The sequence below is a fragment of the Streptomyces sp. GL_141 genome (genome assembly GCF_057834385.1).
The window spans coordinates 6204317-6228909 of sequence record NZ_CM174402.1; the positions used below are offsets into that span (position 1 = coordinate 6204317).

Here is a 24593-nt window from a genome sequence, read left to right on the forward strand (position 1 = left end):
CGCCGATGCACGTGAACCCGTACGAGAAGAAGGACCTCATGCTCCTGGTGCCCCTCTACGAGCACCCCGCCGACCGCCCCGAGTACTGGGAGCGGCTCATCCGCTCCGCGGGCCGGCTGCACTCCGTGGTGCTCAACCCCGCCAGCGGGCCCGGCGAGGCCCCCGACGAGCGGTTCGCCGCCGTCGCGGAAAGGCTGCGCGGGGCCGGGGTGCCCGTCCTGGGGTACACCGACACCGACTACGGGCGGCGCCCGCACGCCGCCGTGGTGCAGGACCTGCTGCGCCACCGCGACTGGTACGGCACCGACGGGACCTTCCTGGACCAGGCCGCGGCCGGCCCGGAGTTCCTGCCGCACTACCGGCGGCTCGTCGTCGCGGCGCGGGCCGCCGGAGCCCGTACCGTCGTCCTCAACCACGGAGTGCACCCGCACCCGGGCTACGCCGAACTCGCCGACCTGCTCGTCACCTTCGAGGGGCCCTGGGACGCCTACCGGGACGCGGCCGCCGTTCCCCCGTGGACCGCGGACCACCCCGCCCACCGGTTCTGCCACCTCGTCTACGCCGTCCCGCCGGGCGCCCCGGCCGCCGAACTCGCCGGGCGGCTGGCGGCCCAGCGCGGGGCGGGGGTGCACTGCGCGGTCCCCGGGACCGGCGCGCACCCGTGGGGGACCCTGCCGTACGCCCTGGAGGCCGCCGGATGAGACGCCCGCACACCCGCCCGGCGGGCCGCCGCCGGCTGCTGGTCCTCGTACCCCTGCTGCTGCTCGCGGCCTGCACCTCCGGACCGGACCCGGACGGGGACGAGGACCGGCCCGACGACCTCTCGCCCGCCCCGGCGCCCGGGGAACGCTGGCAGCCGGCGCCCGGGGTCAGCTGGCAGTGGCAGATCACCGGGAAGCTCGACACCTCGGTGAAGGCGGCGGTCTACGACATCGACGGGTTCACCACCACCAAGGAGCAGGTCGCCGAGCTGAAGGCGGCCGGCCGGCGGACCATCTGCTACCTGTCCACCGGCGCCTGGGAGGACTTCCGGCCGGACGCCGGGGCCTTCCCGGCGTCGATGCGCGGGGAGGGCAACGGCTGGGAGGGCGAGCGCTGGCTCGACATCCGGCGGCTCACCGAACTGGAACCGCTGATCGCCAAGCGGTTCGACATGTGCCGGGACAAGGGCTTCGACGCGGTGGAGCCGGACAACATGGACGCCTACCGCAACAAGTCCGGCTTCCCGCTCACCGCCGGCGACCAGCTGAACTACAACCGGCTGATCGTGCGTCTCGCCCACGACCGGGGGCTGTCGGTCGGCCTGAAGAACGACCTGGACCAGATCCCGGAGCTGGTGGGGGACTTCGACTTCGCGGTCAACGAACAGTGCGCCCAGTACGACGAGTGCGCGCGGCTGAGCCCGTTCATCGCGGCGGGCAAGGCCGTCTTCCACGTGGAGTACGAGCTCCCGGCGAGCCGGTTCTGCGCGGCCTCGCGCGAACTGAAGCTCAGCTCGCTGCAGAAGAAGTACGACCTCGGCGCCTGGCGCAAGACCTGCTGAGCCCCGGCCGCCGAGGGGAGGGCGGGGCCGCTCAGCCCACCGGGAGGATCGCGTGCACCCGGTAGCCGCCCCCGAAGCGGGGGCCGGCGAAGCAGGAACCGCCCAGGGCCACGGCGCGCTCGCGCATGCCGAGCAGGCCGTGCCCGCCGCCGGGGTCGCGGGGCTCCGGCGAGGGGTCCGCCGCGGAGCCGCCGTCGTCCAGCACGGTCACCTCCACCGAGCCGCCCACCCGCACCACGCTGACCTCGGCGCCGGCCCCGGGGCCCGCGTGCTTGCGGACGTTGGTCAGCGCCTCCTGGATCACCCGGTACGCCGCCAGGTCCACGGCGGCGGGCAGCGGAACCGCGGCGGCCGGGCCCAGCTGGACCATCACCTTCACCGGGAGCCCGGCGTTGCGGAAGGTGTCCACCAGGTCGTCGAGGACGGCCAGGCCGGGCGCCGGTTCGGTCGGCGCCTCCGGATCGCCGGACTGCCGCAGCAGCCCGACGGTCGCCCGCAGCTCGTTCAGGGCCGACCGGCTGGCGTCCCGTACGTGCGCCAGGGCCTCCTTGGCCTGGTCCGGACGCTTGTCCATGACGTGCGCGGCCACCCCCGCCTGCACGTTGACCAGGGCGATGTGATGGGCCACCACGTCGTGCAGGTCCCGGGCGATCCGCAGCCGCTCCTCGGCGACCCGGCGCCGGGCCTCCTCCTCGCGGGTCCGCTCGGCGCGCTCGGCCCGCTCCTGGATGGCGTCGATGAACGCCCGCCGGCTGCGCACCGCGTCCCCGGCGGCCGCGGCCATGCCGGTCCAGGCGAAGATGCCGAGGTTCTCCTGCGCGTACCAGGGCAGTGGACCGGCCAGCATGGCCACGCCCGTCAGCCCGGCCATGGTGAGCAGGCCGAGCTTCCAGGTGGTGGGCCGGTCGGTGCGGGAGGCCACCGTGTACAGGGCGATCACCGTGCACATGGCGACGGGTGTCCGCGGCTCCCCGGTGGTCAGTTCCAGCAGCGAGAGCCCGATGGTCAGGGCCAGCACCGTGCGCGGCCGCCGGCGCCGCAGCACCAGGGCGCCCGCGCCGAGCACCATGAGGACGAGCGAGAACGGCTCGGGGGTGCGGGTCCCGAAGGTCGGCCCGTGCGCCCCGTGCGGGTCGGCGAAGGATCCGACGACCATGGCGACGAGCGCCCCGAGCGCCAGTACGGCGTCGGTGGCCAGCGGATGGTCCCGCATCCACTGCCGTGTGGGGGCGAGCGGCCCGAGGTGTGTCGTCACCCCGATACGGTACGGCCCCGCGCGCGTTCTCAGACCCGGGGCGGCGGGACGGGAGGCGTCCCGGGCGGCGGCGCCGGCGGCGGGGCCGCGGCCGGGGGCCGCCCCAGCGGGGCGCGGGAGCGCTCCGGGCCCCACTTGGCGCGGACCAGGCAGATCAGCATCACCGAGGCGATGGCGGCCAGGTGCTCCTTGCCCGCCAGGTTGTCCTTGAAGAGCAGCTCGCCGATCATCACCAGGATCACGACCGAGCCGGTCAGGTAGGCCCGGTAGCGCCAGCAGACGTAGACGGCGAGTCCGACCACCGCCGCCGAGGGCCCCGTGTCGTTGACGATCTTGTCCGACACGGGCAGGCCGAAGGGATGGTCCGGGCCGAGCGAGAGCCCGATCCGCGCGTACGTGGTCCCGGCCAGGGTGGCCACGTAGCCGATGACCAGCGTGCGCCACCAGCCGATGCAGATCTCCGCGATCCCGAAGACGAGGAGGATCTGCGCGAGCGCGCCCCACACCGGCAGGTCCAGCGCCGGGACGAACAGCGACAGCGGGGTCCGCAGCAGGGCCAGCCAGAGCGGGTCGACGGCTTTGACCGACCCGAGGTCCTGCACCGGCTGGAAGCCCCATGACGTCTGCTGCACGATCTGGAAGACGGCGGTCAGGCAGACCGCGCCGAGGGTCATCGGGATCGCCCGCCACTTGTCGCGGACGAGCGCGTCCCGGACCGTGCGGTACAGGGGCCCCCACTCGCGGCGGGCGAACCGCCGCAGTGAGGCAGTGGTCAACGCTTGCTCTCCAGATGTCTGCGGTGCATCCACTTCGGCAGCCCGGGTGCTTCCAGGAAGCCCTCGGCCCGGCCCGCCGCGATACCGATCCGCAGCAGGTCCGAACTCTTCTCGAAGAGCATGAACCGCGGTTCCCAGATCGGCCGGTATTTGGCGTTGGCCCGGTAGAGGGACTCGATCTGCCACCAGCGCGAGAAGAAGCTCAGCAGCGAGCGCCACAGACGCAGCACCGGACCGGCTCCGAGCTTCGACCCGCGCTCGAAGACGGAGCGGAACATCGCGAAGTTCAGCGAGACCTGTGCGACCCCGATCTCCTTTGACCGCTCCAGGAGTTCGATGACCATGAACTCCATCAGACCGTTCTCGGAATCCCGGTCACGGCGCATCAGGTCCAGCGACAGACCCTTGGGTCCCCAGGGGACGAAGGACAGCACGGCGCGCAGGTCGCCCTGGCCGTCGAAGCACTCCAGCATCACGCACTGGCCGTCGGCCGGATCGCCCAGCCGGCCCAGTGCCATGGAGAAGCCGCGCTCGGTCGCGCCGTCGCGCCAGTCGTCGGCGCGCAGCAGGAGTACGTCCATCTCCTCGGCCGGGATGTCGGCGTGGCGGCGGATGCGGACCGTGTACCCGGCCCGCTTGACGCGGTTGTACGCCTGGCGGACGGTGCGCATGGCGCGGCCCTCCAGGGTGAACTCGTCGGTCTCCACGATGGCCTCGTCGCCCAGCTCCAGCGCGTCCAGCCCGTGCCGGGCGTAGATCTGCCCGGCCTCCTCGCTGGCGCCCATCACGGCGGGCACCCAGCCGTGCTCACGGGCCTCGGCCAGCCACGGGTCGATGGCGCCGGGCCAGGCCTCGGGGTCGCCGATCGGGTCGCCGGAGGCCAGCGAGACCCCGCCGACGACGCGGTAGGTGACCGCGGCCTTGCCGGTGGGGGACCAGATGACGGACTTCTCGCGGCGCAGCGCGAAGTAGCCCAGCGAGTCGCGGTCTCCGTGCCGGGCGAGCAGCAGACGGAGCTTCTCCTCGTCCTCCTCGCCGATCGGGTCCACGGCGCGGCGCGAGCGGAAGGCCGCGAACAGGACGGCGAGCAGCAGCAGCGTGGACATCACGTTGATCGCCACGTCCACCCAGCCCGGGGTGGTGATCGTGTGGTACGCCTTGTCGTCCGGCGCCAGGGTGACCAGCCGCATCACGCCGTACCGCCAGCGGGCCAGGAACGTGGCGTCCGCGGCGTCCGGGTCGGTGTTGGTCGCGCCGACGAGCAGGGCGGCGACCAGCGAGGTCACCAGCAGGCCGACGGAGGCGACCAGGCTGGCCAGCAGCGGGTTGGAGCGGTCGCCCTTGGCGTAGAACTCCCGGCGGCCCAGCAGCAGGGCGCCGACGAAGAGCGCGGTCAGGCCGAAGGCCACCCAGTTCTGCGGGTGGACGCGGAACTCCGGGTAGCAGAACTCGTACGAGCCCCCCGAGCACGGGGTGAAGGAGGCGACGGCGGCCATCGCGAAGGCCGCCAGGAGCAGCCCGCTGAGCACGAGGTTCAGGATCCAGGCCGCGCGCTTGCGGCGGCCCATGGTGACGGTGAGCAGCAGCGAGAACGCCGCGGAGGCGAAGCCCGCCGTGAGCAGGTACGGAGTGTAGAAATCGGCGGTGCTGTGCCGGCGCAGGTCCTGGCCGAGCGAGAACCACACCGCGCTGAGCAGGTTGACGAAGGTGACGGCGCGCAAGTACCACACCGCGAAGGTGGCGCTGCGCCGCGAGCGGACGCTTCCGCGGCCGTTGTCCCGGCCGGGCGATGCGACTCCCTGACCGTTGCCCTGATTGCCGCCCCCCGGATTGTTTCTGCCGTTCGGATCCCCACCGGTTGCTCGGTCGGTCTTCCGATCGGTCTCTGCGCTGGTCAAACGGACCTCTCCCATAAAAAGCGATGATATGGGGCATCGCGGTCCGTGCTGGGGTCCCGAGGGCCGCGGCCTGGTCAGGACCGCGGGCCCCGGTGACTCATTCGGTGGGTTCTACCGCTCGTTCGGGGAGTTCCGCCGCGAGTGCGGCGGCCGCCTGGACGAGGGGGAGAGCCAGCAGCGCCCCGGTTCCTTCTCCCACAGTGACGCCGTGGTCGAGCACGGGGTTGAGTGCCATCCGGTCCAGAGCCTTCGCCTGGCCGGGCTCCCCGCTGGCCTGTCCGGCCAGCCACCAGTCCGGGGCCCGGAAGGCGGCTCGCTGGGCCACCAGCCCGCAGGCCGCCGAGACCACCCCGTCGAGGATCACGGGCGTGCGGCGCACCGCGCACTGGAGCAGGAAGCCGGTGATCGCCGCGACGTCGGCGCCGCCGACGGTGGCGAGCAGCGCGACCTGGTCCCCGAGGACGGGCCGGGCGCGTCGCAGCGCGTCGCGGATCGCCGCGCACTTGCGCATCCAGGTCAGGTCGTCGATCGGCATGCCGCCGCGGCCGGTGACCACGGAGGCGTCGGTGCCGCACAGGGCGGCGACGAGGGTCGCGGCGACGGTGGTCCCGCCGACGCTCAGGTCACCGAGGACGACCAGGTCGGTGCCGGAGTCGGCCTCCTCGTCGGCGATCTGGATGCCGAGGAGCAGCGCGGCCTCGGCCTCCTCGGTCGTCAGCGCGTCCTCGACGTCGATCCGCCCGCTGCCGCGCCGGACGCGGTGCTTGGTGATCTCTTGGGGCAGCAGGTCGAGATGGCAGTCCAGGCCGGCATCGACGATCCGCACGGAGGCGCCGAGCCGCGCGGCCAGGATCGCCACCGGGCTGCGCCCGTCGAGGACGGCCCGCACCAGCTCGTGGGCGCTGCCCGCGGGACGTACGGAGACCCCCTCGGAGGCCACCCCGTGGTCGGCGGCGAACAGCACGACGCGCGGCCGCTCGATCGGCTTGACCGGCACCCGTCCCTGGGCGGCGGCGAGCCACTCGGCGAGTTCGTCGAGCCGCCCCAGCGCCCCGACCGGCACGGCCAGCCGTTCACGGCGTTCCTCGGCGTCACGCCGGACGCCCCCGTCGGGGCGCTCGATCAGATCGGAGAAGTCGTCGAGATTCAGCGTGGTCATTTGCCAGAGGGTACAGCCGGTGAAGCCCTGCCCAGGCTCCTCCCGGCCCCTTATCCACGGTCCGCCGGGGCCCCGGGCGGCTTCCCCGGGCCCGGCCGCAAGGCACCGAGATAGACGCCGAGGAGGACGAGCGGGGCACCCAGCAGCAGACCGGCCGTCAGCTCCTCCTCGTCGAGCCAGGCGGAGAACACGATCGTGATCACCGGGATGACGACGAAGACGTACGCCGCCCGCGACCCACCCCACCGCTGGACCACCATCAGGTAGAGGACGAAGGTCAGCACCGAGCCCGCCAGGACCAGGTAGGCCAGCGCCCACCAGGTCGCCGCCCGCTCCGGCATCCGCCAGGTGTCGCCCGCGGCGAACGAGCCCGCGAACAGCAGCACCGAAGCGGCCGTCATGCCCACCGCGTTCATCGTCACCGGGTGGACCGGCGGCAGGCGGTGCACGAGCACGGTCGCCTCGGCGAAGGACAGTACGGCGCCCAGCACCGCCAGCAGGGACAGCAGCGGCACATCGTCCTGCAGCGGCGCCCGCGAGGCCAGGGCGACCCCGGCGGCCGCGAGGAGCGTGCCCGCCAGCGCGGACTTCCGGAAGGGCTCCTGACGCTGCGCCACCACCAGCAGGAGCGCCACCAACGGGACCAGGGCCAGCAGGGTCTGCCCCAGACCCGCGTGGATGCGGACCAGCGCGTAGTAGGCCAGCGCGAAGGTCACCCCGAAGTTGAGCACCCCGTACAGCACCGCGCCGGCCAGGGCCCGCCCGCGGGGCAGCGCCAGGCGCATGACGGCCATGACCGCCAGCAGCACCGCCGCCGCCGTGCCGAACCGCAGCGCGGCGCCCCACAGCGGGTCCAGCTCGCGATTGCTGAACCTGACCCCGACCGCGTTTCCGCCGCCCAGGAGCGAACAGCAGACGAAGGCGGTCAGCCCGGCCCGCTCCAGGCTCGGACTGCTCGAAGAGCCTGAGGATTCCACGGGATCACCTCATCCGTTCCCCGGCTGGGCCCGGCTACTGCTTCAGGACCAGGGCCTGCCCCGCCACCACGAGGAGGACGTGCTCGCACTCCCCGGCGACCCCCGCGTTCAGCCGCCCCAGCTCGTCGCGGAACCGGCGCCCCGACGCGGTCGCGGGGACCACGCCCGAACCGACCTCGTTGCTGACCAGCACCACCGGCCTGCGGGTCGCACGGACGGCGGCCACGAGCTCCTCGGTCCGTTCCCGCAGCTCCGTGGCGCCCTTGTCGGCCCACACCGCGTCGTCCCAGGCGCCGGCCCGGTCCATGGCGTCCGTGAGCCACAGCGCCAGGCAGTCGATGAGCAGCGCCGGCCCGTCCTGCGCCAGCAGCGGCACCAGATCGCAGGTCTCCACCGTCCGCCAGGACGCGGCCCTGCGCTCGCGGTGCAGCCCGACCCGCGCGGCCCATTCCGCGTCGCCGTCGCGCGTACCGCCCGTGGCCACGTAGACGACCTCCGGGTAGCCGGTCAGCCGGCGCTCGGCCTCGTACGACTTGCCCGACCGGGCGCCGCCCAGGACCAGGGTCCGCCGCGGCACCTCGGGCGCCGGCCGGTACTCCCCGGCCGCCACCGAGGTGCCGTCCGGCACCGTCCGCGCGCCCGCGGCGGCGCACCGGCGCTCCAGTTCCGCACCCGGCGGGGTGTCGTGGTCCAGGTGGACGGCGATCACGTCCGTCGACGGGCCCACCGCCCCGCTGGCCCGCAGCCGCGCCAGCGCCTCCGGCCGGCCGAGCACGTCCGCGAGGACCACGTCGTACGGGCGCCGCCCGCTGGTGCCGGAGGTCCCGGCCGGGGCCCCGCCCGGCGGCAGGTACAGCATCCGGGCACCGTCCGGCCCGGTCACCTCGTACCCGGTGCCCGGCGCGTCCATCGGCACCGCCCGCACCCGGTGCCCGGAGATCACCGCGAGCTCCCGCCCGTCCGGCACCCGCCCGGCCGCCGGCAGCCCCGGCGGCAGTTCCACGGGCGGGCCGTCGTGCGGGTGCGTCAGCAGGACCTGCCGTACGGCCGCCAGCGAATGCCCCGCCCGTGCGCCGGCGAGCACCGCCCCGGGGGTCAGGTCCAGCAGCAGCGCCCCGTCCACGAGCACGGAGGTGGCGGCGCGCGCCCGGGGCCCCACGGAGAGCGCGCACGCGGCGCAGGGACAGCCGGGGCGGGGCAGTCCTTCGGGTGTGCCGGTGCCGAGCAGAGTGAGTTCCACAGGATGATCCTCCCGCGTCGCCGGGACTGCTGCGCGCCCGGTTAGTCTGCGGGCACACTCAAGGCGAGAAGCGTGTGAGAAGCGGACGAGCAACGGAGGCGGACATGGCGTGGACGTGGCGGTTCGAGACGGCCGACGGCAGTGAGACGAGCCCGTCGGTGGTGCCGGAGGAGTTCACCACGCAGGGGGACGCCGAGTCCTGGATCGGCGAGTACTGGAAGGACCTGCTGGAAGGCGGTACCGAACAGGTGAAGCTGTCCGACGACAACGGGGTCCAGCTCTACACGATGAGCCTGCGCGAGGCCGCGGAACTCTGACCGGCACTGACCGGCGCTGACCGGCGCCGACCGGCGTCACCGGCTCCGGCCGGGTGCGCGAGAGCCCGGACCCCTCGGGGGGTCCGGGCTCAGCGGTGTCCACGGCGGTCCGGCGGCCCGGGGCTCAGCCCCGTACGCCGCACAGGTGCAGCAGCGCGGCGACCCCGCGGTAGGGGTCGGTCCGCCCGGCGCGGTCCTCGGCGGCGAGCAGCCGCTCCAGTTCCGCCTCGGCGGGGAGCTTGTCCGCGGCCTCGGTGCCGTCGGTGAAGACGCGCACCCCGTACCAGGTCTGCAGCGGGGCGCCGATCCCGGACAGGGTCGCGGTCAGCGTGGCCAGCCGGTCGGCGCGCACGTCCAGGCCCAGCCGGTTCGTGTAGTCGACGCCGTCGAAGGCCGCCAGCGCGCCCGTCCAGTCCCCGTGCAGGCCCGGCCGCATGGCGAGGGCGTCACCGTTGCGCACCAGCAGGGACAGCAGCCCGCCGGGAGCCAGCATCCGGGCGAGCCCGGCGAGCATGGCGTCCGGCTCGGGCACGTACATGAGGACGCCGTGGCAGAGCACGACGTCGAAGCTGCCCGGCAGGAAGTGCGCGCCGGTCTCCCGGCCGTCGCCCTCCATGAGGCGGACGCGGTCCCGGATCCCGGGGGGCTCGGCGGCCAGCACCTCGCGGGCGACGGCCAGCATCGCCGGATCCTGCTCCAGCCCGGTCACCATGTGCCCGGCGCGGGCCAGGCGCAGCGCCTGGGTGCCCTGGCCCATGCCGACGTCGAGGACGCGCAGCCGCTGCCCGACGGGGAAGCGGTGTGCGATCTGCTCGTCGACCTGACGGCCGACGAGCTCTTGGCGCACCGCGTTGCGGAGCCCGCCCAGGCCTTCCAGCCACAGCCGGGCCCCGTCCGCGAAGCCACTCCCCCCGAACGCTCCGGGCGTTCCTGGGCTCAGGGCCGTTCCCCGCGCTTGACCTGCGGCTTCGGCAGACGCAGTCGGCGCATCTGGAGGGTGCGCATCAGGCCGTACGCGACGGCGCCGCGCTTGGGCTCGTCCGGGAAGCGCTGGTTCAGGGCCTTGCGCAGGCGGATGAACATGCCGATCGAGTCGACGATGATCAGCGCGATCACGCCGAGCCACAGCAGCAGCGCGATGTTCTGGATGGACGGCACCCGCACCATGCTCAGCACCAGGATGATCACGGCCAGCGGCAGGAACATCTCGGCGACGGAGAAGCGGGAGTCCACGAAGTCGCGCACGTACCGGCGCACGGGACCCTTGTCGCGGTTGGGCAGATAACGCTCGTCGCCATTGGCGAGTGCCTCGCGCTGCTTGGTCATCTCGACCCGGCGGCGCTCACGAGCTCGCTTGGCATCCTCCTTGCGGTTGCCGGTCGAGGCCACCACGGCCTTGCGCTGCGACTGGGCCACAGCACGCTTCGGCGTCGGGCGGCCCTTCGGGGCCTGAGGGTCACGGGACTGCGAGAGGTCGGCGCTCACCTTGTCGGTGGCGGCGTCCTTCTCTTCCTTGGAGGATCGGCTACCAAACACAAAACCCAAGGGTACGTGGTTGTGGCCACGGGCCCCATCCCGGCGGGGAACGATCCGGCAACGGCGGGCGTCCTACCTGAGGGAAGCACCTACTCCTTACGCCTGACACGGCGGACGAGCAGTCGTCCTGGAGGAGGAGCGCATCCCCGCTCGAACAGTGCGGTAATAGATGCAGGGCCCGTACTGTGGGTCTTGTTGGTGACCTGGAGCACAGTCCGTCTAGAAGGGGGCGCGCGAAGCCCATGAGCGGTGTCATGAAGCGTATGGGGATGATCTTCCGCGCGAAGGCGAACAAGGCCCTGGACCGGGCCGAGGACCCGCGCGAGACCCTCGACTACTCGTACCAGAAGCAGCTCGAACTGCTTCAGAAGGTGCGCCGCGGCGTCGCCGACGTGGCGACCTCCCGCAAGCGGCTGGAGCTGCAGCTCAACCAGCTCCAGGGCCAGTCCAGCAAGCTGGAGGACCAGGGCCGCAAGGCGCTGGCCCTGGGCCGCGAGGACCTGGCCCGTGAGGCCCTGTCCCGCCGCGCCTCGCTGCAGCAGCAGGTCAGCGACCTGGAGGTGCAGCACCAGACCCTCCAGGGCGAGGAGGAGAAGCTGACCCTCGCCGCGCAGCGGCTCCAGGCCAAGGTGGACGCCTTCCGCACGAAGAAGGAGACCATCAAGGCCACGTACACGGCCGCCCAGGCGCAGACGCGGATCGCCGAGTCCTTCTCCGGCATCTCCGAGGAGATGAGCGACGTCGGCCTCGCCATCCAGCGCGCCGAGGACAAGACGGCGCAGCTCCAGGCCCGCGCCGGCGCGATCGACGAGCTGCTCGCCTCCGGCGCGCTCGACGACCGGAGCGGCCTCGGCTCCAAGGACGACATCCAGGCCGAGCTCGACCGCCTCTCCGGCGGGACGGACGTGGAGCTGGAGCTCCAGCGCATGAAGGCCGAGCTGGCGGGCGGCCCCTCCGCCCAGCAGTCGGCCATCGAGGGCGGCGCCCCGGGCGCCGGCCAGCAGCCGCAGACCCAGCACCGGTTCGACAAGCAGTAGGACGGGGCCGTCATGATTGTCCGCATCATGGGGGAAGGTCAGGTGGAGCTGGCGGACAGCCACTTCACCGAGCTCAACAAGCTGGACGACGAACTGCTCGCGGAGATGGAGAGCGGCGACGAGGAGGGCTTCCGGCGCACGCTGGGCGAGCTGCTCGACGCCGTGCGGAGGCTCGGCGAGCCGCTGCCCGACGAGGCGCTGGAGCCGTCCGAACTGATCCTGCCCGCCCCCGACGCCTCACTGGACGAGGTGCGGGAGATGCTCAGCGACGACGGGCTGATCCCGGGCTGATCCCGGGCCGGCCGCGCGCAGACGTGAAGAGAAGGGCCCGCCCCCATGAGGGCGGGCCCTTCTCCGTTCCGTCAGTGCGACTCCTTCTCGGAGGACCGTTCCCCGTCCGGGGTCCCGCCGATGAAGTTCTCGAACTTGCGCCGCGGCGAGGACCACCGCCGGTCGTGGTGGAAGGCGCGCAGCTGGGCCTTGGCGCGGGCCTTCGGCCGGTTCGCGTAGAACTTCTTCGCGTACGGGGAACCGGGCCGGGCCAGGCGGATCGAGCCGATCAGCGCGACGAAGGGGATGACCGTCCCGAAGAAGGCGGTGCGCGCCTTCCCCTTCCACAGGGCGATCAGGGCGAGGAAGAAGTTGGTCGCCGTGTTCATGGCGACCAGCCCGCGGTTGTGCCGCTCGTCCTCGGTGAGGTCGTTGACCCCGAACGGCAGGAAACCCCCCAGCACCAGCGCCACGATCGCCGCCGTCAGGACCACGATCTCCACGCTCTTGCGGCCCTGCTCGCTCCAGTAGACGTCGTCCAGGTGCAGGATCAGCGCGAACTCGTCCAGCACCAGCCCCGCGCCCAGCCCGAAGATCACGGCCGACAGACCGGCCCCGAAGCTGTGCCGGGCGCTCCCGATCGCCCCGAAGCCGCCGATGATCACGAGGATCACGCCCGGGACCACGTGGTGGATGTGCATCCCGCCCGGGGTGACGTTCTTGAAGGGGCCCCGGCCCGCCCGGATCATCCGGGTGATCACGCGGGTGACCAGGAAGGACAGGACGAAGGAGACCAGCGCGAGGAGCAGCGGGAGCTTCCCCGGCTCCATGATGTTGCGATACCACCAGTGACCCATGCCACCACCTCCCGATTTGGGGTGTATTGGGTAACTTACCGGTCCGGTCGAGCAGGTAGCGTTCGCGCCGATGACAGATTCGTACGACGGCCCGTCCCCGACGCCGCCCCCGGAGCGCGCCTCGCTGCTCGACGGGGTCCGCTTCGCCTTCGGCACGCTCACCGTGCTGCCCACCCGCATCACCCGCTGGGACCGTCCCGCCGCCCGCACCGGCATGGCCTGCGCCCCGCTCGCCGGGCTCGTCGTGGGGCTCCTCGCGGCCGCCCCCGGCGTGGTCCTGCTGCTGTGCGGCGGCGGTCCGCTGCTCGCCGCGGCCGTCACCGTCGCCGTACCCGCGGCCCTGACCCGCGCCCTGCACCTGGACGGCCTCGCCGACACGGTGGACGGACTGGGCAGTGCCAAGCCCGCCGACGCCGCGCTGCGCATCATGAAGCAGTCCGACATCGGCCCCTTCGGGGTGGTGGCCCTGGTCTTCGTCCTGCTGGTCCAGGTCGCGGCCCTGGCGAACGTGTACGCCGACAGCTGGATCCGGGGCGCCCTGGCCGCCGTGCTCGCCGCCGTCACCGCCCGGCTCGCCATGACCCTGGCCTCCCGCGACGGGGTCCCCCCGGCCCGCCCCGAGGGGCTGGGCGCGGCCGTCGCCGGAGTCGTCCCGCGCGAGGCGGCCGCCGTGGTCGCCGGGCTCGTGCTGGTCCTGTCCGCCGCCGCCGCGCTGCCGCTGGGCCTGCCGGCCGCCGCGCAGCACGCGGTGGCGGTCCTGGCCGCCCTGCTGGCTGCGGAGGCCCTGCTCCGCCGCTGCGTGCGCCGCTTCGACGGGGTCACCGGTGACGTGTTCGGAGCCCTGGCCGAGGTCTCGGCGACGACGGCCCTGGTCGTACTGGCCCTGGGCTAGCCTCCCGGCCCGGCCGCACCCGGCCCGGCCCGACCGCCCGGTCCCGGCCGCGCGGGGCGACGTAGGGTCAGGGCGTGGAAAAGACCCCGAACCAGGACCCGACGCCCATCCGGGTGCTCCTCGCCGACGATCAGGCCCTGCTGCGCAGCGCGTTCAAGGTGCTCGTCGACTCCGAGGCCGACATGTGCGTCGTCGGGGAGGCCTCCGACGGGGCGCAGGCCTTCGAGCTGGCGCGCACGGTCCGGCCCGACGTCGTGCTCATGGACATCCGGATGCCCGGCACCGACGGCCTCGCCGCCACCCGGCTGATCAGCGCCGACCCCGAACTGACCGGCGTGCGCGTGGTGATGCTGACGACCTTCGAGGTGGACGAGTACGTGGCGGCGGCCCTGCGGGCGGGCGCCTCCGGGTTCCTCGGCAAGGGCGCCGAGCCCGAGGAGCTGCTCAACGCCATCCGCGTCGCGGCCGCCGGCGACGCGCTGCTCTCCCCGGCCGCCACCAAGGGGCTCATCGCCACCTTCCTCGCGCAGGGCGGCGGCGCCGGGGACACCCCCGCCGCGGGCGCCGCCCACCTACAGCGCCTGGCCGCGCTGACCGGACGCGAGCGCGAGGTCCTCGTCCTCGTGGCCGCGGGCCTGTCCAACGACGGGATCGCCGGCCGGCTGGAAGTCAGCCCGCTCACCGTGAAGACCCACGTGAACCGGGCCATGTCCAAGCTCGGCGCCCGCGACCGGGCGCAATTGGTGGTCATCGCGTACGAATCGGGACTGGTCCGGCCCAGGGCCGACTAGTCGGACGGAGCGGGACGGCGGTCCGGAGTACGCCCGCCTACTGCGGACGCGGTATGCCCCGGATAAGGACGAGACCTGGGGGCGACGTCGGCGTGCCCGTGCGCACGAGAGGCTGAGGGGCCCCGCGCGTGCCCGAAGGCACGGCTGCCCGTCATGCCTCGTAGACGTCACCGCGTCCCTGCAGAGAGATCCCCATAGCCATGTTCCGGCTGTCCCGCTTCAGCCTCGCCCAAAGGGCGCTGATCGGCCTCGTGTCGCTCGTCGCGCTCCTCTTCGGCGCCATTGCCATCCCGCAGCTCAAGCAGCAGCTGCTGCCCTCCATCGACCTGCCGATGGTGTCCGTGCTCGCGCCGTACCAGGGCGCCTCGCCCGACGTGGTGGAGAAGCAGGTCGTCGAACCGATCGAAGCCATGCTCAAGGGCGTCGACGGCATCACCGGCATCACGTCCACCGCCAGCGAGGGCAACGCCCTGATCATGGCGACCTTCGACTACGGCGACGACGGCACCAAGCAGCTCGTCGCCGACGTCCAGCAGGCCGTCAACCGGGCCCGCGTACGGCTGCCCGCCGAGGTGGACCCGCAGGTGATCGCCGGTTCCACCGACGACATGCCGACCGTGGTCCTCGCCGTCACCTCCGACAAGGACCAGCAGGCGCTGGCCGACCAGCTGAACAAGTCCGTGGTCCCCGCTCTGGAGGACATCGCGGGCGTCGGCCAGGTCACCGTCGACGGGGTCCGCGACCTCCAGGTCACCGTCACCCCCGACGACGCCAAGCTCGCCGCCGCCGGCCTCGACGGCGGCGCCCTGGCCCAGGGCCTCCAGGCGGGCGGCGCCACGATCCCCGCCGGCTCCTTCGACGAGGCGGGCAAGAACCGCACGGTGCGCGTCGGTTCGGGCTTCACCTCGCTCGCCCAGCTGGAGGACCTGCGCCTCACCACCGGACCGGGCAAGCCCGCCGTCCGCCTCGGCGACGTGGCGAGCGTGAAGCAGGAGCCGGCCAAGGCCGACTCCCTCACCCGCACCAACGGCAAGCCCAGCCTCGCCCTGGTCCTCACCATGGACAAGGACGGCAGCGCCGTCGCCATCTCGGACGCGGTCAAGGACAAGCTGCCCGAGCTCCGCTCCACCCTCGGCTCCGGCGCCGACCTGACCGTGGTCAGCGACCAGGGCCCGGCCGTCGCCAAGTCCATCTCGGGCCTGACCACCGAGGGCCTGCTCGGCCTGGTCTTCGCGGTCATCGTGATCCTGGTCTTCCTCGGCTCGCTGCGCTCGACGCTGGTCACCGCGGTCTCCATCCCGCTGTCCGTCGTCCTCGCGCTGATCGTGCTGTGGACCCGCGACCTCTCCCTCAACATGCTGACGCTGGGCGCGCTCACCATCGCCATCGGCCGGGTCGTCGACGACTCGATCGTGGTCCTGGAGAACATCAAGCGCCACCTCGGCTACGGCGAGGAGCGGCAGCACGCGATCATCACCGCGGTCAAGGAGGTGGCCGGCGCGGTCACCTCCTCCACGCTCACCACCGTCGCCGTCTTCCTGCCGATCGCCTTCGTCGGCGGCATGGTCGGCCAGTTCTTCGGCCCGTTCTCCATCACCGTCACCGCGGCCCTGCTGGCCTCGCTGCTCGTCTCCCTGACGGTCGTGCCGGTGCTCTCCTACTGGTTCCTGCGCGCGCCGAAGGGCGTCAGCGAGGGAGACGCCGCGAGCATCGAGAAGGCCCGCCGCGAGGCCGAGGAGAAGGAGTCCCGCAGCAAGCTCCAGCAGTTCTACGTACGGGCGCTGGACCTGGTCACCCGCCGCCGGATCGCCACCCTGGTCGTCGCCGCCGTGGTGTTCGTCGCGACGCTGGGGATGACCCCGCTGCTCAAGACGAACTTCTTCGACCAGGGCGAGCAGGAAGTCCTCAGCATCAAGCAGCAGTTGCCGCCCGGCACCTCGCTGGCCGCCGCCGACGAGGCGAGCCGCAAGGTCGAGAAGGTGCTGGAGGGGACCGACGGGGTCAAGGACTACCAGGTCACCGTCGGCTCCTCCGGCTTCATGGCCGCCTTCGGCGGCGGTACGGGCTCCAACCAGGCCTCGTACCAGGTCACGCTGGAGGACTCGGGGAAGACCGAGTCCGCCAAGAAGCACATCGAGACCGCCCTCAAGGGGATCGACGGCATAGGCGAGACCACCATCGCGGCCGGCGACGGCTTCGGCAGCCAGAACCTCAGCGTCGTGGTCAAGGCCGGTGACGGGGCCGTCCTGGCCCAGGCCGCCGAGCAGGTCCGCGCCGAGGTGGCGAAGATCGAGGACGTCACCGACGTCCAGAGCGACCTGTCCCAGTCCGTGCCCCGGATCTCGGTCACCGCCACCCCCAAGGCGGCGGAGTTCGGCCTGAACCAGGCGGCGCTCGGCGCCCTCGTCGGCCAGGCCGTACGCGGAAACCCGGCGGGCAAGGCCGTACTGGACGACACCGAGCGGGACATCGTCATCAGGTCCGCGCAGCCGGCCACCACCCTGGCCCAGCTGCAGGCGCTGCCCGTCGGCCCCGTGAAGCTCGGCGACATCGCCGAGGTCAAGGAGGTCCCCGGCCCCGTCGCGATGACCCGGATCGACGGCGCCCGCGCCGCGACCATCAGCGCGAAGCCGATCGGCGACAACACCGGCGCCGTCAGCTCCACCCTGCAGTCGAAGATCAAGGCCCTGGACCTGCCCGCGGGCGCCACGGCGACCATCGGCGGCGTCGGACAGGACCAGAGCGAGGCCTTCGGCCAGCTGGGCCTGGCCATGCTCGCGGCCATCGCGATCGTGTTCATGCTGCTCGTCGCGACGTTCCGTTCGCTGGTCCAGCCGCTGATCCTGCTGGTCTCGATCCCGTTCGCCGCGACCGGCGCGCTCGGCCTGCTCCTGGTCACCGGCACCCCGCTCGGCGTCCCGGCGCTGATCGGCATGCTGATGCTCATCGGCATCGTCGTGACCAACGCGATCGTCCTGATCGACCTGGTCAACCAGTACCGCGCCCAGGGCTACGGCGTGATCGAGGCGGTCGTCGAGGGCGGCCGCCACCGGCTGCGCCCGATCCTGATGACGGCACTGGCGACGATCTTCGCGCTGCTCCCGATGGCGCTGGGCGTCACCGGCGAGGGCGGCTTCATCTCGCAGCCGCTCGCGGTGGTCGTCATCGGCGGCCTCATCAGCTCCACCCTGCTGACCCTGCTCCTGGTGCCGACCCTCTACACGATGCTGGAGCTCCGCAAGGAGCGCCGCAGCGCGAAGAAGAGGGCCCGGCTGACCGTGGTCCCGTCCCCGGCCGCCCCGGCGGAGGACGAGAGCCCGGTCAAGGTCTGAGGTCCGTACGCACGTACACGCCGAAGGGCCGCCCCTCGCAGGAGGGGCGGCCCTTCGGTCGTTGCGCGTTCCGCTGCCGGACCGGGTTACGGAAGCGCGAGCATCCGCTCCAGGGCGAGCTTGGCGAAGTCCGCGGTCTCCTTGTCGACCTGGATCTGGTTGACGAGGTTGCCCTCGGCCAGGGACTCCAGGGTCCACACCAGGTGGGGGAGGTCGATGCGGTTCATCGTCGAGCAGAAGCAGACCGTCTTGTCGAGGAAGACGACTTCCTTGTCCTCTGCGGCGAATCGGTTCGCCAGACGCTGGACGAGGTTCAGCTCGGTGCCGATGGCCCACTTGGAGCCGGCCGGGGCCGCCTCCAGCGCCTTGATGATGTACTCGGTGGAGCCGACGTAGTCCGCGGCCGCCACGACCTCGTGCTTGCACTCCGGGTGGACCAGGACGTTCACGCCGGGGATGCGGGCGCGCACGTCGTTCACCGAGTCGACCGAGAACCGGCCGTGCACCGAGCAGTGACCGCGCCACAGGATCATCTTGGCGTTCCGCAGCTCCTCGACGGTCAGGCCGCCGTTCGGCTTGTGCGGGTTGTACAGCACGCAGTCGTCGAGGGACAGGCCCATGTCGCGGACGGCGGTGTTGCGGCCCAGGTGCTGGTCCGGGAGGAAGAGGATCTTCTCGCCCTGCTCGAACGCCCACTCCAGGGCCTTCTTGGCGTTGGACGAGGTACAGATCGTCCCGCCGTGCTTGCCGGTGAAGGCCTTGATGTCGGCCGAGGAGTTCATGTACGAGACGGGGACCGTGACTCCGGCGATACCGGCGTCGGTCAGCACGTCCCAGCACTCCGCGACCTGCTCGGCGGTGGCCATGTCGGCCATCGAGCAGCCCGCGGCCAGGTCCGGCAGGACGACCTTCTGGTCGTCCGAGGTGAGGATGTCCGCGGACTCGGCCATGAAGTGGACGCCGCAGAAGACGATGTACTCGGCCTCCGGCTTGGCGGCCGCGTCCTTGGCGAGCTTGAAGGAGTCACCGGTGACGTCGGCGAACTCGATGACCTCGTCACGCTGGTAGTGGTGGCCGAGGATGAAGACCTTGTCCCCGAGCTTCTCCTTGGCGGCGCGGGCGCGCGCCACGAGGTCCGGGTCCGACGGCGAGGGCAGGTCGCCGGGGCACTCCACCCCGCGCTCGCTCTTGGGGTCGGCTTCGCGGCCGAGCAGCAGCAAGGCAAGGGGCGTCGGCTGGACGTCCAAAGGCTGGTTGTCCAAAGGCTGGGCGGTGGTCACGACACGCACCCTTTCTGTTCTGCGACAAGGGACTTCTGAAGCCACTCTGAAGGCATCGCTTCGACTTCTCGTCTATTTGACGTTATCTATCATAACTGCTTCACGTCACTTTGACGATGCCGATAGTGTCGATGTGACGAATTCGCCCGCCCGCCGCGGGTGCCTCGCGGGGACCCACCACCGCGCGGTGGTGTGCGAGCATGGAATTTCTGAAACACGCGTCGGGTCCCGGAATGAATCCGCGGTCCCGCTCGTTGCCACCGACGGCAAGAGTCCGACGTTTCCCCGCTCCCGGCGGGGAGCCGCCCACTTCGGGAGTGAATGCAGATGTCCGTACAGGACGAAAAGACCACCGTGAGCGACGGCATCCTCCTGTCCGACGCCGCCGCCGAGAAGGTCAGGACCCTGCTGGAGCAGGAAGGCCGCGATGACCTGGCGCTGCGCGTCGCCGTCCAGCCCGGCGGCTGCTCCGGCCTGCGCTACCAGCTCTTCTTCGACGAGCGCTCCCTCGACGGCGACGTCGTGAAGGACTTCGACGGTGTGAAGGTCGTCACCGACCGGATGAGCTCCCCGTACCTGCACGGCGCGTCGATCGACTTCGTCGACACCATCGAGAAGCAGGGCTTCACGATCGACAACCCGAACGCCACGGGCTCCTGCGCCTGCGGCGACTCGTTCAACTAGGCCGGTAGCCCCGACGGCCCTGCCGGGCCCGTAGGGCGACGAGAGGGGCCCGCCCGCGGACATCCGCGGACGGGCCCCTCTCGCACGTCCCGGCGCCTACTGGCGGGGGACCGTCTTGCCCGTGGTCGCGTCGATCACCTTGCGGTCGCCCAGCGGCTGCTGGAGCGTGCCCGTCACGATCATCTCCTGCGCCAGCATGATGCAGGCCTGCCCCGGCTTGTTCGGGGTGTCCGTGATCTTCACCATCACCGACTCGGGCTGCTCCCGGATCTCCAGGGCGTACGTGCTGCACACCCCGCCCCAGAAGTTCACGGTCAGGGTCCGGTCGGCCGCGGCGTACGAGAAACCGGGCACGGTCTGCCCCTTCGCGGGCGGGTCGACCGGGGTGGGCAGGTCCACCGGGGGAGTCTCCTCGGTCAGGGCCGCCGACTGGGCCACCGTGTGGCCCGGGCCGCCGCTCTTGCCGGCCACCTCGAACAGCCAGCCCGGCACCAGGCCGCGGGCCCCGTCGACCGTGCCCGGCACCAGCCCGAGCCGGGCGCCCCGCACCGACTCCGTCCGCGTCGGCTTCATCGGCCGGGGATCCGGGTTGCACGGCAGCGTGTCCGTGGCGCCGTCCGGGGAGTCCGGAGTCAGCGGGACGCTCGTGGCGCAGCCGCTCGGGCCGGGATCCGTGGCGCCGGAACCCCGCCCCTTGTCGTTCAGCCGGGCCAGCGCGTCGACGGCGCCGATCACCGGCTGCTCGGCGGCCCGCACCGGAGCCTTCAGCTCGCCGCTGCCCGACACCACCCGGGAGTCCGCCCCGACGCCCACCCGGGTGGACCAGCCCTGCGTGGGCAGGCCGCCGATCACCGGGTCGGCCGTCACCACGCGTACGGAGCCCTGGGCGAGCCGCGCGTCGAGCGCGGCCCCGTCCTGCCCCACGGCCGCCAGCACGGGCGCGGCGGCGGCCTTGGCGGCCTCCTCGGAGACGGGCGTCCCGCCGGTGCCGCCGTGCTCCCGACCCAGGTCCTGGGGGAGGGTGGCCGGGCCGCAGGTGTCCTTGCCGCGCACGCAGTCGTCCCCGGTGCCGCCGACCTGGAACCGGGAGAAGGTCCAGGTCCCGGGCGCCTTGAGGTTCACCGTGAGCCGGGGCCCGGAGCCGTCCGCGCCCTCCCCGGCCTGCCAGGTCTGCCCGACGAGCCGGGGCGCGCCGGAGATCCCCAGTGCCGTCACGAGCCGCGCCACCTCGGCGGAGGTCACCTCACCGCCCGCCGCGAAGGCCGGCGCGGTGGCCGGGCCCTCCGGCAGGGGGACGTCGGCCGTGTACGTGACCCCGCCGCCGGACGGGTCGGGCTCACCGGGGGCGATGCCGGGCCCGGGCGGAGTGGGCAGCGCGCTGGGCGCGGAGGCCGCGGCGCTGTCGCCCGTACGGCCGTCGCCGTGGGCGGTCGACGCCCAGTACGCGGTGCCGCCGCCGGTGAGCAGGACGGCGGCCGCGATCGAACCGACGACCCAGACCGGCCGCCGTCGTGTGGCCCGTGCCGCACCGGGGGTGCCGAGCACCTCGGGTGTCTCGGGTGCTTCCGGTCCATCGGGTTGTTCGCTGGTCACCGCATCGCTCCTTTGCCGTCCCGCATGGGGTGATGCGGGTGTGACGGAACAGACGCGGATCCGGTTCCGCCCGGGCGGCCCGGCCGGCCGGACTAGTAGCCGTAGACCGCCGTGGAGGCGATGAGACGGGCCGAGGCCGCCGGGACGCGGATCCCGATGATCTGCGAGGGAGCCACCCGATCCGGCCGCGGATCCGCGGGAACCGGCCAATGCGGGGCCATCCGGGCGCAGTCGCCCAGCAGCTGTTCGAACTCGGTGCCCGCCGCGTTCTCGGAGGTCCGGACGTGCCCGAAGCCATCGGTGTAGGTCATGGGGGCACGGTAGGCACGGCACCGCGAGCGAAGAAAGAGCTACTACGGGGTAGTTTCGGCCGGTCGGCCGTTCGCCCCCCGACCGGGTAGTTTTGACTGTCCCCTTGCCTTCCCCCGCAGGAGCGTCCACGCCGTGCGTATCGCAGTCACCGGCTCCATCGCCACCGACCACCTCATGACCTTCCCCGGCCGCTTCGCCGACCAGTTGGTCGCGGACCAGCTGCACACGGTCTCCCTCTCCTTCCTCGTCGACAACCTCGACGTGCGGCGCGGCGGCGTCGGCCCGAACATCTGCTTCGGCATGGGGCAGCTCGGCGCCCGGCCGATCCTCGTCGGAGCCGCCGGCTCCGACTTCGACGAGTACCGCGCCTGGCTCGACCGCAACGGGGTCGACACCCAGTCCGTGCGGATCTCCGAGGTCCTGCACACCGCGCGCTTCGTCTGCACGACGGACTCGGACCACAACCAGATCGGCTCCTTCTACACGGGCGCGATGAGCGAGGCCCGCCTGATCGAGCTGAAGTCGGTCGCGGACCGGGTCGGCGGCCTGGACCTCGTCCTGATCGGCGCGGACGACCCCGAGGCGATGCTGCGCCACACGGAGGAGTGCCGGACGCGGGAGATCCCCTTCGCGGCGGACTTCTCGCAGCAGATCGCCCGCATGGACGGCGACAACATCCGCACCCTCATGGAGGGCGCGACGTACCTCTTCTCGAACGAGTACGAGAAGGGCCTCATCGAGGCGAAGTCCGGCTGGACCGACGCGGAGATCCTGGCGAAGGTCGGCACCCGGGTCACCACGCTCGGCTCGAACGGCGTCCGCATCGAGCGGGTCGGCCACGACCCGATCGTGGTCGGCTGCCCGGAGGAGACCGCGAAGGTCGACCCGACCGGCGTCGGCGACGCGTTCCGCGCGGGGTTCCTGACGGGCCTCGGCTGGGGCGTCGGCCTGGAGCGCGCCGCGCAGGTCGGCTGCATGCTGGCCACGCTCGTCATCGAGACCCTCGGCACCCAGGAGTACACCCTGGGCCGCGCCCACTTCATGGAGCGCTTCACGAAGGCCTACGGCGACGAGGCGGCGGCGGAAGTCCAGTCCCACCTCCCGGCGTAGCCCCTCGCGGGGCCGGTCCCTGAGACCGGCTGCGGGCGGGTACGGGTGCTTCGGCCCTGCGGGGCGGAGTTCCCCTGCCCGCCCTTCGCCCGTTCCCCGGGCTCCGCCCCGGACCCGGGTCCTCAAACGCCGGACGGGCTGGATAAACCCAGCCCCGCCGGCGTTTGAGGCGCGGGGTCCGGGGCGGAGCCCCAGGGGGTCCGGGCGCAGCCCGGGGAACGGTGGAAGGGCGGGTAGGGGACTTCGCCCCGCGGGGCCGCCCCCCCCGGGTCAGACCGCCCGGCGGACCGTGTACGCAGTACCCAGGGGACGCGGGGCTTCGCCCACGTAGGTCTGCCCCCGCATCGCGCACCACGCCGGAATGTCCAGCCGCGCCACCTCGTCGTCCGACAGGACGGTCACCGTGCCCCCCACCGGGACCCGGCCGATCGCCCGGGCCAGCTCGATCACCGGCTGCGGACACCGCAGGCCGAGGGTGTCCAGTTCCAGGGACTCCGCCTCCGGATCGGCGGCCATCACCGGTTCCACCGCGCCGAGTTGCTCGCGCACCCCCGCCACCAGCCCTGGCAGGACCTCCAGGAAGCCGTTGACCTCCGCCGCCGTCGTGCCGGCCGGCAGGGACACCCGTACGTTTCCCTCCGACAGCACCCCCATGGCCCGCAGGACATGGGACGGCGTCAGCGTCGAGCTGGTGCACGAGGAGCCGGAGGAGACGGAGTAGCCGGCCCGGTCCAGCCCGTGGAGCAGGGTCTCCCCGTCCACGTACAGGCAGGAGAAGGTGACCAGGTGCGGGAGCCGCAGGTCGGGATGGCCCACCACCTCCACGTCCGGCACCAGGCGGGCCACCCGCCGCCGCAGCCGGTCCACCAGGATCCGCAGCCGGGCCGCCTCCGCCTCCGCCTCGGCCCGCACGGCCCGCAGGGAGGCCGCCGCGGCGACGACCGCGGGCAGGTTGACGAAGCCGGGGGAGCGCCCCGACTCCCTTTCGTCGGCGGGGCCTTGGGGTGCGAAGCGCACTCCCTTGCGGACCGCCAGAAGGCCGACCCCGGCCGGGCCGCCCCATTTGTGGGCGCTCGCGCACAGCACGGACCAGTTCCCGGGGACGGGCCCCCAGCCCAGCGACTGCGCGGCGTCCACCAGCAGCGGCACCCCGGCGGCGGCGCACGCGTCGGCGACCTCCGCCACGGGCTGGACGGTGCCCACCTCGTGGTTGGCCGACTGGAGACAGGCCAGCGCGGTGGAGGACCCCAGGAGTTCCGCGTAGGAAGAGGAGCGGACCCGGCCGAAGCGGTCCACCGGGACCTCCTCCACCCGCCCGCCGCCCGCCGCGTGGAGCTCCGCCGCGTGCAGGACGGAACTGTGTTCCACCGCTGATACGACCAGATGCCCGCCGACGCGCCGACGCCCCGCCAGGACCCCGGCCATGCCCGAGTGAACCGCGTGCGTCCCCGAAGGAGTGAACACGAGCTCGTCGGGGCGGCAGCCCACCGCCTCCGCCGCCGCCTCCCGCGCCGCGTCCAGCAGCAGCCGGGCCCGGCGCCCTTCGCGGTACAGCCGGGCCGGGTCGGCCCAGCCTTCGTCAAGGGAGGCCTGGAGCGCCTGCCGGGCCACGGGGTGCAGCGGGGCGGCGGACGCGGTGTCGAAGTACGGCATCCGGTCACGCTAACCGCCCGCCACGCCGGCGCCGCGATCGGGCGACTTCAGGGCCCGTCAGATGTCGCCGGGACCCCGCCA

Annotated in this window: 23 protein-coding genes; 10 read left to right on the top strand and 13 right to left on the bottom strand. The window is 72.7% G+C overall.

The window, feature by feature from the left end; all coding sequences use genetic code 11:
• The first annotated feature begins 5 nt into the window (after positions 1-5).
• Together AC3IX6_RS27490 and AC3IX6_RS27495 are read left to right on the top strand one after the other, a co-directional pair.
• Positions 6-701 (top strand): spherulation-specific family 4 protein, encoded by a 696-nt coding sequence (locus tag AC3IX6_RS27490; RefSeq protein WP_489365530.1) that lies wholly within the window; start codon positions 6-8, stop codon positions 699-701.
• Positions 698-1543, top strand: coding sequence for an endo alpha-1,4 polygalactosaminidase (locus AC3IX6_RS27495; RefSeq protein ID WP_489365532.1), 846 nt, complete (start codon positions 698-700; stop codon positions 1541-1543). Before AC3IX6_RS27490 ends, AC3IX6_RS27495 begins: the two co-directional genes overlap by 4 nt.
• A gap of 31 nt (positions 1544-1574) precedes the next feature.
• Here the strand turns inward: AC3IX6_RS27495 and AC3IX6_RS27500 are convergent, their stop codons facing one another.
• The 6 genes from AC3IX6_RS27500 to AC3IX6_RS27525 form a co-directional block, all read right to left on the bottom strand.
• A complete protein-coding gene (locus AC3IX6_RS27500) occupies positions 1575-2756 on the bottom strand; it encodes a sensor histidine kinase (RefSeq protein WP_489371576.1) in 1182 nt (393 codons plus the stop codon).
• A 71-nt stretch (positions 2757-2827) separates the two neighbouring features.
• The gene (locus AC3IX6_RS27505) at positions 2828-3574 is read right to left on the bottom strand and encodes a hypothetical protein (protein ID WP_489365533.1); all 747 of its coding nucleotides are present in this window, start codon (positions 3572-3574) and stop codon (positions 2828-2830) included.
• Positions 3571-5304 (bottom strand): phosphatidylglycerol lysyltransferase domain-containing protein, encoded by a 1734-nt coding sequence (locus AC3IX6_RS27510; protein ID WP_489365534.1) that lies wholly within the window; start codon positions 5302-5304, stop codon positions 3571-3573. Before AC3IX6_RS27510 ends, AC3IX6_RS27505 begins: the two co-directional genes overlap by 4 nt.
• 265 nt (positions 5305-5569) lie before the next feature.
• Complete coding sequence (gene cobT / locus AC3IX6_RS27515) at positions 5570-6631, bottom strand: nicotinate-nucleotide--dimethylbenzimidazole phosphoribosyltransferase (RefSeq protein ID WP_489365536.1); 1062 nt, start codon at positions 6629-6631, stop codon at positions 5570-5572.
• Between the two features lie 50 nt (positions 6632-6681).
• A complete protein-coding gene (locus AC3IX6_RS27520; protein WP_489365537.1) occupies positions 6682-7608 on the bottom strand; it encodes a DMT family transporter in 927 nt (308 codons plus the stop codon).
• 34 nt (positions 7609-7642) lie between these two features.
• Positions 7643-8848, bottom strand: coding sequence for a bifunctional adenosylcobinamide kinase/adenosylcobinamide-phosphate guanylyltransferase (locus tag AC3IX6_RS27525; protein WP_489365539.1), 1206 nt, complete (start codon positions 8846-8848; stop codon positions 7643-7645).
• Between the two features lie 104 nt (positions 8849-8952).
• Here AC3IX6_RS27525 and AC3IX6_RS27530 point away from each other — a divergent pair, with 104 nt between their 5' ends.
• Positions 8953-9165 carry a hypothetical protein gene (locus tag AC3IX6_RS27530; protein WP_250742535.1) on the top strand — a complete coding sequence of 71 codons (213 nt, stop codon included), beginning with the start codon at positions 8953-8955 and terminating at the stop codon, positions 9163-9165.
• A 124-nt stretch (positions 9166-9289) separates the two neighbouring features.
• Here AC3IX6_RS27530 and AC3IX6_RS27535 read toward each other — a convergent pair whose 3' ends face one another.
• Positions 9290-10012, bottom strand: a complete 723-nt coding sequence (locus AC3IX6_RS27535; RefSeq protein ID WP_489365541.1) for a class I SAM-dependent methyltransferase — start codon at positions 10010-10012, stop codon at positions 9290-9292.
• Between the two features lie 89 nt (positions 10013-10101).
• The gene (locus AC3IX6_RS27540) at positions 10102-10710 is read right to left on the bottom strand and encodes a DUF3043 domain-containing protein (protein WP_489365542.1); all 609 of its coding nucleotides are present in this window, start codon (positions 10708-10710) and stop codon (positions 10102-10104) included.
• Between the two features lie 233 nt (positions 10711-10943).
• On the opposite strand from AC3IX6_RS27540, the gene AC3IX6_RS27545 reads away from it, so the two are divergent.
• Positions 10944-11738, top strand: coding sequence for a PspA/IM30 family protein (locus tag AC3IX6_RS27545; protein WP_489365544.1), 795 nt, complete (start codon positions 10944-10946; stop codon positions 11736-11738).
• A gap of 12 nt (positions 11739-11750) precedes the next feature.
• Positions 11751-12029 (top strand): PspA-associated protein PspAA, encoded by a 279-nt coding sequence (gene pspAA, locus AC3IX6_RS27550; RefSeq protein WP_489365545.1) that lies wholly within the window; start codon positions 11751-11753, stop codon positions 12027-12029.
• A 71-nt stretch (positions 12030-12100) separates the two neighbouring features.
• Here the strand turns inward: pspAA and AC3IX6_RS27555 are convergent, their stop codons facing one another.
• Positions 12101-12865, bottom strand: a complete 765-nt coding sequence (locus tag AC3IX6_RS27555; RefSeq protein WP_489365546.1) for a hypothetical protein — start codon at positions 12863-12865, stop codon at positions 12101-12103.
• Between the two features lie 70 nt (positions 12866-12935).
• On the opposite strand from AC3IX6_RS27555, the gene AC3IX6_RS27560 reads away from it, so the two are divergent.
• From AC3IX6_RS27560 to AC3IX6_RS27570, 3 genes are all read left to right on the top strand, one after another.
• Positions 12936-13757: an adenosylcobinamide-GDP ribazoletransferase gene (locus tag AC3IX6_RS27560; RefSeq protein WP_489365548.1), complete on the top strand. Its 822-nt coding sequence runs from the start codon at positions 12936-12938 to the stop codon at positions 13755-13757.
• 74 nt (positions 13758-13831) lie between these two features.
• Positions 13832-14548 (top strand): response regulator, encoded by a 717-nt coding sequence (locus AC3IX6_RS27565; RefSeq protein WP_489365550.1) that lies wholly within the window; start codon positions 13832-13834, stop codon positions 14546-14548.
• Positions 14549-14748: 200 nt separating this feature from the next.
• Positions 14749-17880: an efflux RND transporter permease subunit gene (locus tag AC3IX6_RS27570; protein WP_489365552.1), complete on the top strand. Its 3132-nt coding sequence runs from the start codon at positions 14749-14751 to the stop codon at positions 17878-17880.
• An 86-nt stretch (positions 17881-17966) separates the two neighbouring features.
• Here AC3IX6_RS27570 and nadA read toward each other — a convergent pair whose 3' ends face one another.
• A complete protein-coding gene (gene nadA, locus AC3IX6_RS27575; RefSeq protein WP_489365554.1) occupies positions 17967-19169 on the bottom strand; it encodes a quinolinate synthase NadA in 1203 nt (400 codons plus the stop codon).
• 318 nt (positions 19170-19487) lie between these two features.
• Here nadA and erpA point away from each other — a divergent pair, with 318 nt between their 5' ends.
• Complete coding sequence (gene erpA, locus AC3IX6_RS27580; protein ID WP_243330017.1) at positions 19488-19844, top strand: iron-sulfur cluster insertion protein ErpA; 357 nt, start codon at positions 19488-19490, stop codon at positions 19842-19844.
• Between the two features lie 96 nt (positions 19845-19940).
• Here erpA and AC3IX6_RS27585 read toward each other — a convergent pair whose 3' ends face one another.
• Positions 19941-21437 (bottom strand): hypothetical protein, encoded by a 1497-nt coding sequence (locus AC3IX6_RS27585; RefSeq protein WP_489365556.1) that lies wholly within the window; start codon positions 21435-21437, stop codon positions 19941-19943.
• 92 nt (positions 21438-21529) lie between these two features.
• Positions 21530-21748, bottom strand: coding sequence for a hypothetical protein (locus AC3IX6_RS27590; protein WP_489365558.1), 219 nt, complete (start codon positions 21746-21748; stop codon positions 21530-21532).
• A 133-nt stretch (positions 21749-21881) separates the two neighbouring features.
• On the opposite strand from AC3IX6_RS27590, the gene AC3IX6_RS27595 reads away from it, so the two are divergent.
• Positions 21882-22859, top strand: coding sequence for a carbohydrate kinase family protein (locus tag AC3IX6_RS27595; RefSeq protein WP_489365560.1), 978 nt, complete (start codon positions 21882-21884; stop codon positions 22857-22859).
• A 270-nt stretch (positions 22860-23129) separates the two neighbouring features.
• Here AC3IX6_RS27595 and AC3IX6_RS27600 read toward each other — a convergent pair whose 3' ends face one another.
• Entirely contained in the window at positions 23130-24512 is a 1383-nt protein-coding gene (locus AC3IX6_RS27600; protein ID WP_489365562.1) for a cysteine desulfurase/sulfurtransferase TusA family protein, read from the bottom strand.
• Positions 24513-24593 lie beyond the last annotated feature (81 nt).